Source organism: Bacteroidales bacterium (assembly GCA_016707785.1).
In the GTDB taxonomy this organism is placed as follows: domain Bacteria; phylum Bacteroidota; class Bacteroidia; order Bacteroidales; family UBA4417; genus UBA4417.
In genome coordinates, this window is the sequence record JADJGZ010000019.1 from 1 (window position 1) to 15,906 (window position 15,906).

The window sequence follows — 15,906 nt, forward strand, 5'->3', positions numbered from 1 at the left end:
AGTTTCAGGTAAGTTTCAGGATCAATAACCCTATCGCTGCAAATAGCAAACCACCGGGCAGAAAGATTTTTTGTGTCAGGATTCACCTTATGCAGGATTATGTCCACCCATTCATTCATCAGGAAGCTAAGCAGTTTCATTCCTGATGAACAGGGTCATCAAAAAAACTACCATGGTTGCCACAGCAGTTACCGGAGTACTTTAACTGCAAGCCAGCGAGTAATCAAAATTGCAATGCCTAACAGCACCAGGAGATACAGGTAAACGAAGGCAATGAATAATCTATTAACATAGAGATGGTTTAATAAATGACATTCAGTTGTATTCCCGAAAACAATCGACAGGTTCCTTAACTTAAAGGCAGAAGAAAGAATACTTTATGGCTGAGTGATTAACACGGCATTTTATCGCGCATTTCATTAAAAACGGACTTTAAGGGAGTGTCGCCATCCGTTCCATAGTTTGCAATTAGTGACATTACCCAACATCGTGAGGGGAAATAAAACAGGTCAGCACTATGACAGGTCCCTCCCCGGTAGCTTCACATACGAAATCGGTTTGGTGTTCCAATGTCGATAAAGTCTTGTTAGCAAGACACCCCAAGGTGTTTACGCGATTCAATGTTGTGGTGGAATTGCAGCATTGGAGTCAAAGTCCATCATTTAACAGGCTTTCTGAACAAAGAGTGCATTTGCAAACAGAGTACATATCCCAAACTGTAGAATAAGCGCCTCCATAAGCATTCCACTTCCAGTATTCCAATTGGTCAGGTTTTCGAGTTACCGTTATTATAAAGGTCGTAATAGCCTGGCGATCCGGTCTTCAGGCAAAGGGGTCGTGCCAGAAATAATAGGAATCGTCAGCCCAGAAATCGATGACTTCTGCCGGGACCTGATCTTACGGTTTCCCGGAGGCTTCTTCCTTGAGTCATACTCCCGGTAATACATAATTGCTGTTAGAATATCCTGCAGTATCAGCGGGATTGAAACTGAATAAGGCCGGCTTCAATACATATTTCAGCAGATCCTCCTGGTCGTCTCGAAGGGATGTTCAATACACGGAGGTAAAAACCCTGGTCATTGATTACATCATAGATGCCCGACGTATGGTTCATTAAGTTACGGATGGTAATATTCTGATCGCAGTTTTCAATCTGATCAAGGGTATTCTGAGGGATATATTTACTTATAGGATCATCCAGTGACAACTGGCCCTTTTCCTGCATCCTCATAATTGATACCCCTATCATGAATTTTGTGATACTACAAATCTTCGAGACATGGCAGGGTTGCATTTTTACTCCTTCTTTTATATCTGCCATTCCCGACGCCCCAATGTAGAACCCTTCCGGTTCCTTGATCAAAAGGATCACTCCGGGGAGGCCTTTACCGACATATTCATCGATTAAAGCCTGGTACTGATCAGATTTCGGGTTAGCCTTAAAATCAGGATTGTCCTGTATCGGGCAATCGATGGTTGAAAGCCGCTTTACTTCATCCTTTCTGCAGGAAGTAACAACAGTAGCGCAAAATAACAATATGAATATGATAAAACTGAATCGATTCATCGCTTAATTTGAATTAAATGGGTTAATTAATCAATCCTGAATTGATACCCTAATGCAACAATTCCATTAGGCAATATTGGAACATAACTTTTTACAAAAGGCATCTGCAGCCTGACATCATAGGTGAGAAAAATACGACGGCCCAACTCCCTGTCACCAAGATTATAACCCCTTAGTCAGCCCGGCACCGGTCACAAACTGGGGCCGGCCAAATCCTTTGGCTTCATAAGTGCCGTCATCGTTTTTCACCAGTCGGTCAGATATTTAGTATCATATGCATATACCCGGCATGGACAGATGCCTCCATGGACAGGTGCCCGAAGTTTTTCTATTGCCGGCTTTCGAAACGAGGAGAATTGCCTTGTAGGCATACCGATGGTTGAAAAATCCCAGGGATGCATCCTGGAACCATTTGCTGTATTCTTTCTTTTTCCATCCGAACTCATAACTTACCGAGATTCCCGGATGAAACGGCTGATTAAAAATAGCAGTAAATGATGCAGGAGGTAGAAGTGTAGCATTATTAAAAAGAGCAACACCTACCGGGGCTTGATGCATAAATTGAGCCTGAATAAGCATCGGTAAGAAAAACATCATACACAAGAGTATTTTTTTCTTCATCATGCACTTTATTAAATGATTACGCTAATGATATCTTCAGATTTCCTATACTCATTCTTGATATAACCTTTTTTTGAAGTAAAAGAATCAAAGTCCTAATATAAAGATACGATATTTCAACCTTAACTTTCTTTAATTGTCCTGAAATTCATATTCAAGATTTTGCATGATTGGACATATCCATTATCTTTGAATCAATGGAACCATATTTTTTTCACCGAATTAAAAACCTGATCAGGATTTTTTTCCTTTTAATTTTTCTGGGAACAAGCCAGGGATTTATTGAAAGGGATACATATTCTTTCAGGCTTCTTATTTTTGAAGGATCCGACTGGTGTCCTAACTGCAGACGATTGGAAAAGAACATTCTGAGTGATAGTCTGTTTCAATACAAACTAGAATCAGCATCCATTCATATTGAAAGGTTCGATTTTCCCCAACGTAAAAAGCTTCCTCAGGCAATGATACAGGTAAACCAAAAAACAGCTGAGGATTTTTCCTTCGACGGACAATTCCCTTCACTTATCATTTCAAGGGCTGATACATTACTATTCAAAAAGATACAATATACCAATCAAAGTGCTGATGAACTGGCACAACAGATCATTCAGGTTTCAGAATTATTGCGATGAAAGAGTTTGGTGTAAAATGCAAAATGATGGGTTCTGCTTTCGAATTGATGGTAGCAGATGATCAAGAGGACTTTGCACAGTTGATGCTGGAAGAAGGACTTAATGAAATCCGGCGCATTGAAAACCTGCTTTCCGAATTCCTCCCTGCTTCAGCAACCTCTGCAATAAACCATTACCAGGGGAATTCCCCACTCGCCATCGACCCGGAATGCTTTGCCCTTATTGAACGATGCCTGGGTATTTCCAGGCTGACAGAAGGCTGCTTTGATATCACCGTCAGCCCTCTTAAAAAACTTTATTCATTCAGGAATGAAGCATTCACCATGCCATCCAGGAAGCTGATCAATGAAACACTTGAAAAGGTTGGATTTCAAAAAATTGAACTACATAAGGAAAGCAATTCTATTAGTTTCAGTCATCCGGGAGTACAAGTCAGTTTTTCTGCCATTGGAAAGGGCTATGCTTCTGATCGGGTGAAACAATTATGGCTGAATAAAGGGGTAAAATCTGGATTTATTAACGCCAGCGGTGATCTGAATGCTTTTGGCTCCAGGCATGATGGTTCACCATGGAAAATAGGGATAGCCAATCCGGTTGACAAACACCAGGTATTGATGCAGATTCCTCTCCATAATGCCTCAGCTGCCACATCTGGCGATTACGAGCAGCACTTTATATACAGGAACACCAGGTATTCTCATAACCTCAATCCTTTAACCGGGATGCCGCTGACCGGGATTCAAAGTGTGACTGTTTTTTCACCAAAGGCAGAGCTTTCAGATGCGCTTGCCACAGCGGTATATGTTAAAGGCATTGATAAGGGTATGAGCTTTATCAATCAACTACCACACACACATTGTATCATGATTGATGATAAACAACAGGTTCATTTCTCCAATAATCTTGTTTATGAAGAGATTCCTTGTTAAGTATGTTTTGTTTCTAATCGGTTTGGTTTTACTGATATTATCATCATGTGTCAGTCTTAAGCCTTATGAGCGCATTTATGTAAATGATCCTGATATGCAGATGGAGGCAGATGCCGGACAACAATTCGGTAACTATATTCATTCAATCAGGGAAAGCGGACGCCCTGCCGGTTCGCAGGTCTCCAGCGGTGGTTGCGGTTGCAGGTAATAACAGGAAAATGAAGATCAAATACATACTCGTCGGAAGTCTTGCATTTCTGAATTTCCTGGCAAAGGCTCAGACTGCCCGCGACACTGCCCTTCAGCAGCGAAAAACTGAAATTGAATGGTTGTATGGTCAATACATGCAGGATGGGAACCATTCTGCCGTTACCGGTGGCATTGGTACTGAAAAACTGAGTGTTTACGGTCCTTCACTTAAAATAAGGACAATCACAGGAAAGAATACCCTGACGATAAAGCTGGGTTCCGATATTATTACCTCTGCTTCTACTGACAAAATTGATTTTGTGGTTTCCTCTGCTTCCAGGAGGGATGCCAGAAACTATATTCACTGGGACTTTTCAAGAAACTCCCGGAAAAAGGAATCAGTATTCATGCCGGAAATGAGCTTTCTATGGAAAGCGATTATCTTTCTGTTTCGGGGAATTTAGGCATTAGTCAATCGGATGAGAAACATCAAAGAGAATATGCCTTAGAACTTCAGTATCATAATGATGACTTACGATGGGGACGATTGAACCCCGATTACAGACGGCCGGTCAGATTGGTGTATCCGCAGGAATTGCGCTACAGGGAATGGTTCACTCATTATCGCCGGCATTCCATGTCAATGAATTTGGGAATTACTCAAATCATTAATAAGCGGAATACAGCAGGTGTTTATCCTGAGATTTCCTTACAGAGAGGACTTCTTTCCACTCCCTTTCACAGGGTTTACTTTTCCAACGATTCAGTGGTTGTGGAAAAGCTGCCCCATCAGCGGTTGGGTGCAGCTATTGCTACGCTGGAATACTTTTTACAGGGGAGCCACCATTATCAAAAATCATCTGAATACCTACAGCGACAACTTCGGGATACGAGCTCTTTCCATCGAAAATGAAACCATTTTAAAACTCAATCCAACTTATGCAATAATGCCCGGCATCAGGCTCTATCTGCAGAAAGGATCGAGGTATTTTTCCGGGTATAAGGAACATAACAGCCTGGAAAACTTTTATACCTCCGATTTTGACCTTTCCAACCTGAATACTTTCACGGCAGGACTGGGAATGAGGATTAGCCCACAAAAGCACTTGTTTAAGCAAAATATTTTCAACTCTATGGTTATCCGGTATAATTATATGATCCGCTCTGATTCACTGAAAGCACATTTCTTCTCAATTACATTCCAAACCTCAAAGTATCGTAACAAGAGAAGTAATCGGTGAGACGCTTCATAACTATTGTACCTGTTGTCTTCCAGTTAATTTTCTTTCCTCATTATTAAGCAACATTCAACTTTGCAGAGCTTGCTTTGTTCTGTTGAGTGGGGTTTTTATAAACCGGAGTTCACCGGATTTCCCTACTTTTAACCTTTATTTTAAAGTAACTACCGTGAAGAAATTATTCCTCCTTGATGGCATGGCATTGATATATCGTGCCTTTTTTGCCATGCAACGCACTCCCCGTTTCAATTCGAAGGGACTTAATACATCCGCTATCCTTGGATTTGCCAACACTCTTTTAGAATTGTTGAAAAACGAGAAACCAACCCACATTGGTGTTGCCTTTGATACCATTGCCCCAACTGCACGCCATGAAGGTTATATTGAATACAAAGCAAACAGAGAAAAGATGCCTGAAGACCTGGCCCTTTCTATTCCCTATATCAAGCAACTAATCCATGGCTTTAATATCCCTACTCTTTATGTTGACGGATATGAGGCTGATGATGTAATTGGCACACTTGCCAAGGAAGCTGAACAAGCCGGTTTTACGGTATATATGGTTACTCCTGATAAGGATTTTGGGCAGTTGGTAAGTGAGAATGTATTCATGTATAAGCCTGCCAAAGGTGGTGAAAAACCGGTGATTATGGGTCCGGCGGAAGTCTGTGAGAAGTTTGGCATCAAAAAATCCATTGCAGGTCATTGATAGCTTGGAATTATGGGGATTCTGCAGATAATATCCCAGGCATTCCTGGCATCGGTGAAGTGGGTGCCAGGAATCTACTCAAGGAATTCGAATCCCTGGAAGGTGTTCTTGCCAATGTGGATAAAATCAAGAGTGATAATATCCGTGCAAAAGTAGAAGCCGGGAAAGAAAAGGGCATAATGTCGAAAGAGCTGGCAACCATCATCCTTGATGTACCTATCGAATTCAATGAGGAAAAGCTTCATCTTGATCCTCCCAATGTGGATGAGCTGAAAGTTTTGTTTGAAGAACTGGAATTCAGACAGCTGGCACAAAGAGTCTTGACCGACCTATCCCTTGGAGGGAGTGGGGCTCTGCCTGCACCGAAAAAAAAAAACTGGCTAAATCACAGGCCTCTTCCGGCACTCAAGATCTATTCAGTGAGATGGACCCTGAAGATGCAGGCCTGTCTTCAGGCTATCAGAATATTGAGAGTACTCTGCACCACGAATATATCCTGGCTGAAACAGCAGAACAGATTGATGCTCTAATCAAAACTTTACAATCAGTTCCCTCCTTCTGTTTTGATTCTGAGACTACAGGCCTTGATATTATCAACTCAGAAATTGTTGGGCTCTCCTTTTCGACAGAAGCCACTAAAGGCTGGTATGTCCCGGTACCATCAGAACGAAATAAAGCCATTGATCTTTTAAATAAGTTCAAACCTGTTTTTGAAGATGCAAATATTGGGAAGACCGGGCAGAATATGAAGTTTGATATGCAGATGCTCGCTAATTACGGCATTCAGGTGAAGGGAAAACTCTTTGATACCATGCTTGCCCATTACCTCCTTGAACCGGATATGCGTCATAATATGGATTTGCTTTCCGAAACCTACCTGAAATATAAACCGGTGAGCATCGAAACCCTTATTGGAAAAAAGGGGAAAGGACAGCTGGATATGCGGCAGGTACCTATAGATCAGGTTAAGGAGTATGCTGCAGAAGATGCTGATATTACCCTGCAACTGCGCAGTGTTTTTGAACCCAGGCTTGACAACACTTCTACCAGGAAACTTTTTGATGAGATCGAAATGCCTTTGGTTCCTGTTCTGGCTTCCATTGAACAGGAAGGTGTCAGGCTTGATTCTAAAGCCCTCGCAGAATTTTCAATCCAGCTTGGCGTTGAAATTAATGAAATCAGACCCAGATATGGAAATGGCAGGAAGCAGTTTCAATATCCAGTCACCCCGGCAATTGGGGAGGTACTCTTTGATCGCTTAAAAATCAGTGAGAATGCTAAAAACCGCCGCAAGCAATATTCAACCGCAGAAGATGTTTTAGCCAAACTCGCTCATAAACACCCAATAGTACAGACCGTCCTTGATTATCGTTCACTTACCAAACTAAAATCTACCTATGTGGATTCCCTCCCCTCGCTGGTGAATACAAAGACAGGCCGGGTTCACACTTCTTACAACCAGGCTGTGGCAGCTACCGGGCGACTGAGTTCCAATAATCCTAACCTGCAGAATATCCCCATCCGGACAGAAAGAGGCCGGGAAATCAGGAAAGCATTCGTCCCACGCAATGAGGAATACACTTTACTATCTGCAGACTATTCTCAGATCGAACTTAGGATCATTGCCTCCATGAGTAAAGATGAAGCTATGATTGAAGCTTTCAGGAAAGGGATGGATATTCATACAGCAACTGCTGCTAACATTTATGGAATCAGTCCCGAAGAAGTGAGTCGGGATCAAAGGCGAAATGCAAAGAGTGTGAATTTCGGGATAATTTATGGTATTTCAGCCTTTGGTTTGAGTGAAAACCTTGGCATCCCAAGGAAAGAAGCAGCAGAAATCATCGAACAGTATTTCCTGAAATTTCCGGGGATTAAAATCTATATGGATTCTACTATTAAACTGGCCAGGGAAAAGGAATATGTTGAAACGCTCTGTGGCAGAAGGAGATATATCCGGGATATCAATTCGGGTAATGGGGTGATGCGTAAGTTTGCTGAACGAAATGCTATTAATGCACCTATTCAGGGATCAGCGACGGATATGATCAAGATTGCCATGATCAGCATCTTTGATGAATTCAATAGAAAGAACCTGAAAAGTAAGATGATTATGCAGGTTCATAACGAATTGATTTTCGATGTACATAAAACTGAAGTGGAAATCGTTCAGCCTATTGTTCATTCTCTCATGACTTCTGCATTAAGTATGGAGGTTCCCATTGAAGTAGAAATGAGTACCGGGGTGAATTGGCTGGAAGCTCACTAGAATGGGGAATGTCGGATGTCTGATGTCTGATGTTTGATTTCGGATTGCGGATTGCGGATTTTAGATTTTTGACTTTGGTCCGCCATCCTGGCGAATGGGACTTGGGATTTGGAATTTAATACCCATCACCAAAAGCCAAAGGCTCCCCTTCGGGGCACACAGCACTCAGCACCCGGCACCCGGCACTTTAAACTCAGTTCTCTTTAATTGTAAAATAAAAACGGCTTCCTTTCCCTTCCTCTGATTCGAACCAGAGCTGTCCGGACATCAGTTCAACCAAACCTTTAGCAATAGAAAGCCCAAGTCCAGATCCACCTGTTTTACGGTTCAGGCTATTCTCCTCAGCCTGTCTGAAAGGATTAAAAACAACATCCTTCTTTGAAACAGGGATGCCACAGCCGGTATCATGTACCTCAAAAAGTAATTCTGTTTCAGATTTTCTTTTTATAAATAATTCGATACTTCCTTTATCTGTAAACTTGATAGCATTCCCTATCAACTTATTCAGGATTTGCTTCAGGTGCCTGAAATCTGTTTTTAAAAAGGAATCTCCATCTTCAAGTTCTGAATGGAAATGCATTTTGATATCCTTCTTTTTATCCTGATTCTTTAACTGGGCCCCATGATATTCAATGATTGACCGAGACAGTTGATTTACATTATCCCCGCTTATTTCAACCTTTACCTGACCTACCTGGATACTGGAAACAATAAGGATATCCTCAATGGTATCTACCAGGTCAGAGGTGCCTCTTTTAATAAAACCGGAGAAGGTTTCTTTCTGATCATCAGTAAGATCAGGATTTACGATGAGCTCTGAAAATCCAAGGATCGCATTTAGAGGAGTCCTTACTTCATGGGAGATATTATTAAGAAAAGCCGTTTTAAGTTTTTCTGACTCTTCTGCTTTGTTCCTGGCTTCAGTCAATTGCTTCTGGATGGCATTTCGTTTTCTCAACTCCTGTTGTATCAGTAAGAAAAGAAGCCATCCGGTAAAAAGAACATAAAACCATCCTTTATAAGTGGAAACAAGGTTCAGGGTATGTGTATCTTCAAAGAGTATAAACATGAATTTGTCGGAAAAAACAATCCATAACACACCTAGGATGATATAAATAACCGTTATCCTTAGTGCGAAGTTTTTGGTTATTGTAATTCCGGGGACAGGTTTTATAGTTGGCATCCTTAGTAAATAATTGAGTTTGCAGATAAAAGTATCTAATGATCTCTGGTAAAGGGTTATTAATTAAAATCGAACTTAAATAGTATTGAATTTTGCAATGATTACATCATTCCTACAGAATCGCCTGATAAAATGCCCTAAGTGGTCAGACAGATTACTTTGGAAAAGTCTTTGACCAGCGCAATTTGTTCGCAGATTCAGTCATACCGGGAATCCAGGTGGAAAAGATTCGCACAATAATACAACATCGGTATATATAAAGATAATGATAAATCAGTATATGTGAATTCTATTCCTTAAAAAAAATGGCTTTACATCTGTTTGTAAAGCCATCTACATTAATCAACCTTGATCTTAATTTCCTGCTATCTTATTCAAAAGCAAGACTTTTCCTTCACTCTCACCATCAGTAATAATCAGACAATAATAAATTCATATGAGTAATATATGACTATATTTTCGGCTGAGTTATCTGAAGTATAGTTCATATATAAGACAATCCTAAACGGTTTTACCCTGACAAGCAAAATAAAAAATCTTTACATACAACCTTTTCTTTGAATAAACCCCCATCTTTAATTGATCTATGATCAATTAACCCCCGGGAAATGAAACCTCTTTTATTTTGTATCATCACTTCATTCTTATTTCTTTCACCATGCTTACTTGTTGCGCAAGCTGAGGGTAATGATGTTGTATATCTGAAGAATGGAAGCATATTGTATGGAGAAGTAACTGATATGCCTGAAACTAACTCCATTAAGGTTAAGATAATTGGTAATAATCAACTGGTCTTACCCAGGACTGAAATTCTGAAGATTGAAAAAACCGCGAAACCTTCAAAACTGCCTATACAATTAGCTACTGAAATCAGTTTTCTTGGTGGCAGTACTAATTCTGCAGGATTTACGATCGCTTCTGCCTATAAGTTTTGTTCATGGGGTTCCGCAGGTGTCGGCACCGGAGTAGAGTTTTTTGAATACCAGGTTCTCCCTGTTTATGGAGATTTCAGGTATAAAATATTTAAGGGAAATTTCTCTCCTTACCTTTTTAGTCGTTTTGGCTACAGTTTCCCGCTTTCTGAAGCCCAGGTAAATGACTACAGTCATGTTGAATATAAAGGAGGCATTTTGGCTGCTGTAGGAGGAGGAATTCAAAAATCGATTTCCGAACATATTTCACTCATTTTTGCTGTGGGATACCGTTACCAGAAACTTCGCACTGTTACCACTTATCAATATTGGTATTCTGGCAATAATTCGCAGATTGATGAGAGAATTGATGGTCTGAACAGGATCACTGTCTCCTTAGGCCTCCTCTTTTAATCCTTAACAATACTAACACCTTATATCATGAAAACCATCCGATTCCAGCTGTTTGCTTCTTTAGTCCTGATGATGCTTGCTGGCTTGCTTTCCTGCAAGGATACCATGGTAGAAAAAAGAACCTATACAGCATTCGTTCCAACATATATGTCCTATGAAGAGATGAGGGCTTCCGTAAAACTCAAATCTGCTTCAGAGGTTTCAGTACCCGGAAAAATTTATATTAAAGACCAGTATCTCTTTGTAAATGAGAAATATAAAGGCATACATATTTTTGACAATTCTAATCCATCAGCACCCCAGAATCTTGGATTTATTGATATTCCCGGGAATGTGGATCTTGCTGTAAATGGCAGTTTCCTGTATGCCGATAGTTATGTCGACCTGGTGGTCATTAATATCAGGGATATCAACAATCCGACTGAAATAGCAAGGATTGAGAATATTTTCCCTTATACAATTCCGGAGGTTGATTTCAGCTATCCTATTTATGGGATTGATGAGGAAAAAGGAGTAATCACCGGTTGGGAGGTTAAATCTGTAACCGAAGAACTACCAGAAGGAGGCAGTTATCGCTATTACTATTATGATAAAGGTCTAAATGTATTTTCAGAAAGCATCGGTGCAAGTTCTTCAGGAATGCAAACCATTGGAGTTGGAGGATCCCTGGCGAGATTCATAATTTATGGGGATCATTTCTATGGATTAAACCAGACAGATATGCAGGTTATTGATATTACCCAGCCGACAGCACCGGTTGCAGGGAATAAGATCGAAATGCAAAGAATGGTGGAAACTGTATTTATTGAAGGTTCAAACCTCTATATCGGCACTCAGACAGGTATGTTGGTTTATTCCCTTGATAACCCGGCCAATCCGGGCTTTGTGACCCAATTTAATCACTTCCAGAGCTGCGACCCGGTGGTGGTGCAGGATCATTATGCTTATATTACGATGAGGGCCGGCAACAATTGCGGGAACTTCCAGAATGCAATGGACGTGGTTGACCTTCATGTGATGACAAGCCCTCAGCTGGTGAAAAGTTATGCCATGACTGAGCCCTATGGAGTAGGTATCGATAATAAGAAACTCTTTGTCTGCGATGGCTCTGCCGGATTGAAAGTATATGATGCCACTGATCCGCTTCGGATTGATGAACACCTCCTTCATACCTTTGGCGATATCAAGGCAACTGATGTTATTCCCTGGAATGGTATCCTTATCCTGATGGCTGAAGATGGTATCTACCAATATGATTACAGTGACATTTCAAACCTGCAATTATTGAGTAAAATTACCATAGGAGATTAGAGAAACTGATTCTGGTTTATTAATAGAAAAGCCTGGGATGACAATTTCAGGCTTTTTTTAACGCAAAGAATATAGTGATGGCAAGTACGGAGAATCTCCTAACTTCTGAACGATTAGTGCGGTTGCAATTTCTTCCTAATTGGAAACAGATTGGTATAAATCCAAAAACCAACCTTCTTCTTTAGTAAACCTTAGTAGCAAAGGGTTATTTAAGGATTTAAACCTTATTCCCTTATTAGTGTCTTACTTCTCAATTCCAAATTCGTTGATCTTCAATCGTTAATCAAAATGCTCTTGAATATGGATTGTCGACTAACAGACCATCAGAAATCAGGACAATAGGGATTTCCTTGTATTGCCTATTGTGCCTATTGTGCCTTTCTATTGTGAACTATTGTGTCTATTGTGTTTAAAACTATTGTATGAATCAGGCCTTTTGATCAAAGAGCGGGAATCAGACAACAGCTTCCTTCTTTCGAAGCAGGAGCAGCAGGAAGAACAATCCAATGGCAAAGAATATAGTGATGGCAAGTACAGAATACCTCATACTTCCGGTTAATGCTTCTATGATACCAAAACTAAAAGTGCCGGCTACAGTGGCAAGTTTTTCCATTACATCATAGAAACTAAAATAGGAAGTATGATCCGTTGTTTCAGGCAACATTTTGGAATATGTTGACCTTGCGAGTGCCTGTGAGCCTCCCATAACAATACCGATGAAGAAGGCTGCTACCAGGAATCCGATGGTTCCGGTGATGGTATAAGCAAATATACAGATGAACATCCATGCGATAACTGAAATAATCAAAGCTTTCAGATTGCCAATTTTCTCCGACAACCTTGCAAAAGACCAGGCTCCGAACATTCCGATGAGCTGGATTACCAGTATGGTTGCAATCAGTATATCGTCCTTCAAACCCAACTCTTTCTCTCCGTAAGTAGCAGCCATGAACATGGTAGTGAGGGTCCCCATCATCATGAAGAAAAAGCCAATCAGGTAAACACTCAGTTTATAGGATTTCCTTACCTGGTTGAACACCACACGAAGTTCCCGGTAGCCATTGGTAAATACGCTGGCCCTTTGGATCCGTTTCCGGAAGGTATATTTGGGAAGTTTTCTGAAGGTCAGGCTGGAGAATCCAATCCACCAGACAAAAACAGTGAGAAAGGATATCCTGGCCGGGTAACTGGAATCCTTATCAAATCCAAAAAATTCAGGCATCAAGATCATGACCAGGTTAATGATAAGCAACACCACTCCACCAAGATATCCCATTGAATACCCCCTGGCACTGATGCGATCCTGGTCTTTGGGTTCAGCAATTACCGGTAAAAAGGAATTATAGAAAACAATGCTTCCTCCATACCCAATGGTTCCCATGGCAAAGGCAATGATTCCCAGTTCAACATGTTCCCTGTCGAAAAAGAAAAGCATACCACAAGCAGCTGCTCCAATAAGGGTAAAAGCCCTCATAAATCCTTTTCTTCGGCCTGTAAAATCGGCCATGGAAGAGAAGAGTGGTGAACCTATGGCTACAATCAGATAGGCTGCGGCTATTGACCAGGAATAGAGCACCGTATTGACAACTTCAGCTCCAAAGAAGGAGACAGTGAAATCGTTGCCATTGCGGGTCACAGAATTATAATAAATCGGGAAAATAGCAGAAGCTATTGTTAACTGATAGACGGAGTTGGCCCAATCATACATGACCCAGGCCCGGACAATTTTCGGATCACCCTTTTGGATGGCCTGAACTTCTTTTCTACTTATCAAAACAGAAGGTATTAAATTATCATGTGTCTAAGATAACAAATACCTAATATTACGGAGGGAAATGACTAACGGTTCACGGAAATTTTTCCTGAAATGGATTGCTGACCTACTGTTAACCGATAGAAATAGAGCCCCCTGATGACCGGTTTACCTTCGTTATCATCCAGCATCCAGTTAATAGTTTGCATTCCTGATGAAGTAATCGTTTTTGTGATCTTCTTTGTTAGCTTTCCATCAATGGTCATTATTTCCAGTTGAGCTGGTGCTGGGTTTTCTACTAAAAAGGTGAAATTAGCCGATTGTGATGCAGGATTTGGGTATACATTTAAAGAACTGAGTTCCTTTTTATTTTGAATTCCGGATAAGAGATAAGGATCAGCACAAATCATCACCCGATAAGAATCAAAATCGGTCTGCATTAGCAATGAATCACATATCCATTCTGTCTTCCCAACAGGGATAGCAATTTTTACCAGTAGTTCAAGAGTTTCACCTGAAGGTTGTATGTAGGGAAGTTCAAGGGCCCATGGATCGATATACCATTGGAGCGGCCCTGTTCCGGTTTTATTAATCTGATTAATGGAAATGGACTGGGTGGAATAGTTGTTCACATATACTGTTATTCCATTAACAATATCCTCAACAGTTTCAAAATACAGGGTATCAGGAGCTATCAGCAGTGCCGGCGGATTAGAAACAGCAATCTCAAAAACATGAGGATCCGGAGCACCGATGAAAGGATGATTTGCACTTCTTCCTGAGGCATCTTCTGCATGAATATAGTAGGCAACCGTACTACCTTCTATTTGTCCGGGAATCAAGGCAGAGTAATGATTAGCACTCGTATTCACCATGGGAAGCGTATCATAGGGAGAATTATCAACCTTATAGATCAGCCATACTGAATCGCTATACACTGCTTGCTGGGAGTAGGCGGTTATATCTGCATTGATTGTAAAGCCCTGCTGAGCCGGAAGGCTACCATGAAGTGGAAGGTGGTCGATGTAGAGCATGCCCCGGTCGGACATTTCATGCGTGCGGCAATGAAGTGCATCTGTCGATTCCCAGGAGGCAGAAGGTAATGCCAGGTAGCCTGTGATCTGGTAACCCGGCATGGCCTGCTGATAAGCAAGCAAAGCACCTGCATCATTTGAAGTGCCCAGGAAAGGGACAAACACCTTATTATTCATGATGTAAGAGTTTGTATAGGGTTCATCATTAGGGGTATTTACCCTGAAAACCCGATATGGAGTACCATAGGAAGAGAGTTGTGAAGCATAGAAAGCTGCGGTAGCTTCGATCTCATCATACTGTGGGTGACTGATCGGAACTTTACGGATCAGGACCTTATCAGGCCCGAGAAACTTACCCCAACAGTCGATGTGATCAATATAAGTACCGTTGGGATCTTCCTGTACCATATAATTATCAATTCCCAGGTAATTCAGCATTTTTTCAGCAATCTGCTCATGGGTTTGAGAGGGGTTTTCTTCCCAAACAAGGGTAGTAGATGAAGAATGATGAGATCCATCTGTCATATAATTTCCCCCGGTATGGATCACGTTCATTCCGAACCATTCAATTCCCAGCAATTGTGCTACTTTTTTAGGGATTTCATCGTCATTAGGCCTTGGACGATTATATGGGAAATCAACGATACCAGTCTGCAGGTCTCCATAAGTCACGAACCATGGGCCGTAGTCCCTTGTCCAGTAGCTATCCGTATTTGCAATAAGGTAAGAACAGTTTGCGGTATTAACACCATTTGACTGATATTGAGAATTAACGGTTGTCTGTTGTGCAGAACTTGCAACAATAGTGATCACCTTATTGTCTTTAGCCATCTCTTTGATAAGGCTCATGGGTATTCCAAAAGGATAACGGATCAGCACACTTTCAGTAGGACCAAATTCTTCTACATTTCTAATTAAACCTGTTGGTGGATCAGTTTCAACAAATGCCCTTCCGATCTGATCGCGCCTGGAAGCTTCCTCCGGGGTCATCCAATGTTTTAAGCCATTGTTGGGATCAGCTTCCTGAGCGAAAGCACTGTTAGTCAATATTGTTAAGAGTAAGTAAGCAAAAACCCGGAAGATTGGTTTCATAATGAGTCGGATTAAACAGTGGTTGGAATTCTAAGCCCAAAAGTATCGAATAAA

At 41.1% G+C, this 15,906-nt stretch carries 14 protein-coding genes and 1 pseudogene; 9 read left to right on the top strand and 6 right to left on the bottom strand.

All coding sequences use genetic code 11. From position 1 onward, the window contains the following. From IPH84_11825 to IPH84_11835, 3 genes are all read right to left on the bottom strand, one after another. The coding region (locus tag IPH84_11825; GenBank protein ID MBK7173896.1) for a hypothetical protein at positions 1-140 on the bottom strand (140 nt) is incomplete at its 3' end. 833 nt (positions 141-973) lie between these two features. Beyond that, positions 974-1,567, bottom strand: coding sequence for a beta-lactamase family protein (locus tag IPH84_11830; protein MBK7173897.1), 594 nt, complete (start codon positions 1,565-1,567; stop codon positions 974-976). 270 nt (positions 1,568-1,837) lie between these two features. Further along, positions 1,838-2,188: a hypothetical protein gene (locus IPH84_11835; GenBank protein MBK7173898.1), complete on the bottom strand. Its 351-nt coding sequence runs from the start codon at positions 2,186-2,188 to the stop codon at positions 1,838-1,840. A gap of 197 nt (positions 2,189-2,385) precedes the next feature. Here IPH84_11835 and IPH84_11840 point away from each other — a divergent pair, with 197 nt between their 5' ends. The 7 genes and pseudogenes from IPH84_11840 (at position 2,386) to polA (ending at position 8,154) form a co-directional block, all read left to right on the top strand. Next, positions 2,386-2,820, top strand: coding sequence for a hypothetical protein (locus IPH84_11840; protein ID MBK7173899.1), 435 nt, complete (start codon positions 2,386-2,388; stop codon positions 2,818-2,820). Then, a complete protein-coding gene (locus IPH84_11845; GenBank protein MBK7173900.1) occupies positions 2,817-3,749 on the top strand; it encodes an FAD:protein FMN transferase in 933 nt (310 codons plus the stop codon). The genes IPH84_11840 and IPH84_11845 overlap by 4 nt, the downstream gene beginning before the upstream one ends. Next, complete coding sequence (locus tag IPH84_11850; GenBank protein ID MBK7173901.1) at positions 3,730-3,957, top strand: DUF4266 domain-containing protein; 228 nt, start codon at positions 3,730-3,732, stop codon at positions 3,955-3,957. The genes IPH84_11845 and IPH84_11850 overlap by 20 nt, the downstream gene beginning before the upstream one ends. A 10-nt stretch (positions 3,958-3,967) precedes the next feature. Continuing rightward, a complete protein-coding gene (locus IPH84_11855; protein MBK7173902.1) occupies positions 3,968-4,402 on the top strand; it encodes a hypothetical protein in 435 nt (144 codons plus the stop codon). Further along, positions 4,366-4,851, top strand: coding sequence for a DUF3570 domain-containing protein (locus IPH84_11860; GenBank protein ID MBK7173903.1), 486 nt, complete (start codon positions 4,366-4,368; stop codon positions 4,849-4,851). The genes IPH84_11855 and IPH84_11860 overlap by 37 nt, the downstream gene beginning before the upstream one ends. Continuing rightward, the gene (locus tag IPH84_11865; protein MBK7173904.1) at positions 4,748-5,179 is read left to right on the top strand and encodes a DUF3570 domain-containing protein; all 432 of its coding nucleotides are present in this window, start codon (positions 4,748-4,750) and stop codon (positions 5,177-5,179) included. Before IPH84_11860 ends, IPH84_11865 begins: the two co-directional genes overlap by 104 nt. Before the next feature lie 193 nt (positions 5,180-5,372). Next, positions 5,373-8,154, top strand: a pseudogene (gene polA, locus IPH84_11870) (DNA polymerase I). A 193-nt stretch (positions 8,155-8,347) separates the two neighbouring features. Here the strand turns inward: polA and IPH84_11875 are convergent. After that, positions 8,348-9,337, bottom strand: coding sequence for a hypothetical protein (locus IPH84_11875; protein MBK7173905.1), 990 nt, complete (start codon positions 9,335-9,337; stop codon positions 8,348-8,350). A 608-nt stretch (positions 9,338-9,945) separates the two neighbouring features. On the opposite strand from IPH84_11875, the gene IPH84_11880 reads away from it, so the two are divergent. Both IPH84_11880 and IPH84_11885 read left to right on the top strand, forming a co-directional pair. After that, a complete protein-coding gene (locus IPH84_11880; protein ID MBK7173906.1) occupies positions 9,946-10,662 on the top strand; it encodes a hypothetical protein in 717 nt (238 codons plus the stop codon). 27 nt (positions 10,663-10,689) lie between these two features. Further along, on the top strand, positions 10,690-11,973 hold the full coding sequence (locus IPH84_11885; GenBank protein ID MBK7173907.1) for a hypothetical protein: 1,284 nt from the start codon (positions 10,690-10,692) through the stop codon (positions 11,971-11,973). Between the two features lie 454 nt (positions 11,974-12,427). On the opposite strand, the gene IPH84_11890 is transcribed toward IPH84_11885, so the two are convergent. Together IPH84_11890 and IPH84_11895 are read right to left on the bottom strand one after the other, a co-directional pair. Beyond that, the gene (locus IPH84_11890; protein MBK7173908.1) at positions 12,428-13,720 is read right to left on the bottom strand and encodes an MFS transporter; all 1,293 of its coding nucleotides are present in this window, start codon (positions 13,718-13,720) and stop codon (positions 12,428-12,430) included. 92 nt (positions 13,721-13,812) lie between these two features. Beyond that, on the bottom strand, positions 13,813-15,852 hold the full coding sequence (locus IPH84_11895; protein ID MBK7173909.1) for an agmatine deiminase family protein: 2,040 nt from the start codon (positions 15,850-15,852) through the stop codon (positions 13,813-13,815). Between the last annotated feature and the right edge of the window lie 54 nt (positions 15,853-15,906).

Coding starts and splice junctions, on each gene's coding strand:
- IPH84_11830 (MBK7173897.1), bottom strand. CDS start 1,567: ATGAATCGATTCAGTTTTATCATATTCATATTGTTATTTTGCGCTACT.
- IPH84_11835 (MBK7173898.1), bottom strand. CDS start 2,188: ATGAAGAAAAAAATACTCTTGTGTATGATGTTTTTCTTACCGATGCTT.
- IPH84_11840 (MBK7173899.1), top strand. CDS start 2,386: ATGGAACCATATTTTTTTCACCGAATTAAAAACCTGATCAGGATTTTT.
- IPH84_11845 (MBK7173900.1), top strand. CDS start 2,817: ATGAAAGAGTTTGGTGTAAAATGCAAAATGATGGGTTCTGCTTTCGAA.
- IPH84_11850 (MBK7173901.1), top strand. CDS start 3,730: ATGAAGAGATTCCTTGTTAAGTATGTTTTGTTTCTAATCGGTTTGGTT.
- IPH84_11855 (MBK7173902.1), top strand. CDS start 3,968: ATGAAGATCAAATACATACTCGTCGGAAGTCTTGCATTTCTGAATTTC.
- IPH84_11860 (MBK7173903.1), top strand. CDS start 4,366: ATGGAAAGCGATTATCTTTCTGTTTCGGGGAATTTAGGCATTAGTCAA.
- IPH84_11875 (MBK7173905.1), bottom strand. CDS start 9,337: ATGCCAACTATAAAACCTGTCCCCGGAATTACAATAACCAAAAACTTC.
- IPH84_11880 (MBK7173906.1), top strand. CDS start 9,946: ATGAAACCTCTTTTATTTTGTATCATCACTTCATTCTTATTTCTTTCA.
- IPH84_11885 (MBK7173907.1), top strand. CDS start 10,690: ATGAAAACCATCCGATTCCAGCTGTTTGCTTCTTTAGTCCTGATGATG.
- IPH84_11895 (MBK7173909.1), bottom strand. CDS start 15,852: ATGAAACCAATCTTCCGGGTTTTTGCTTACTTACTCTTAACAATATTG.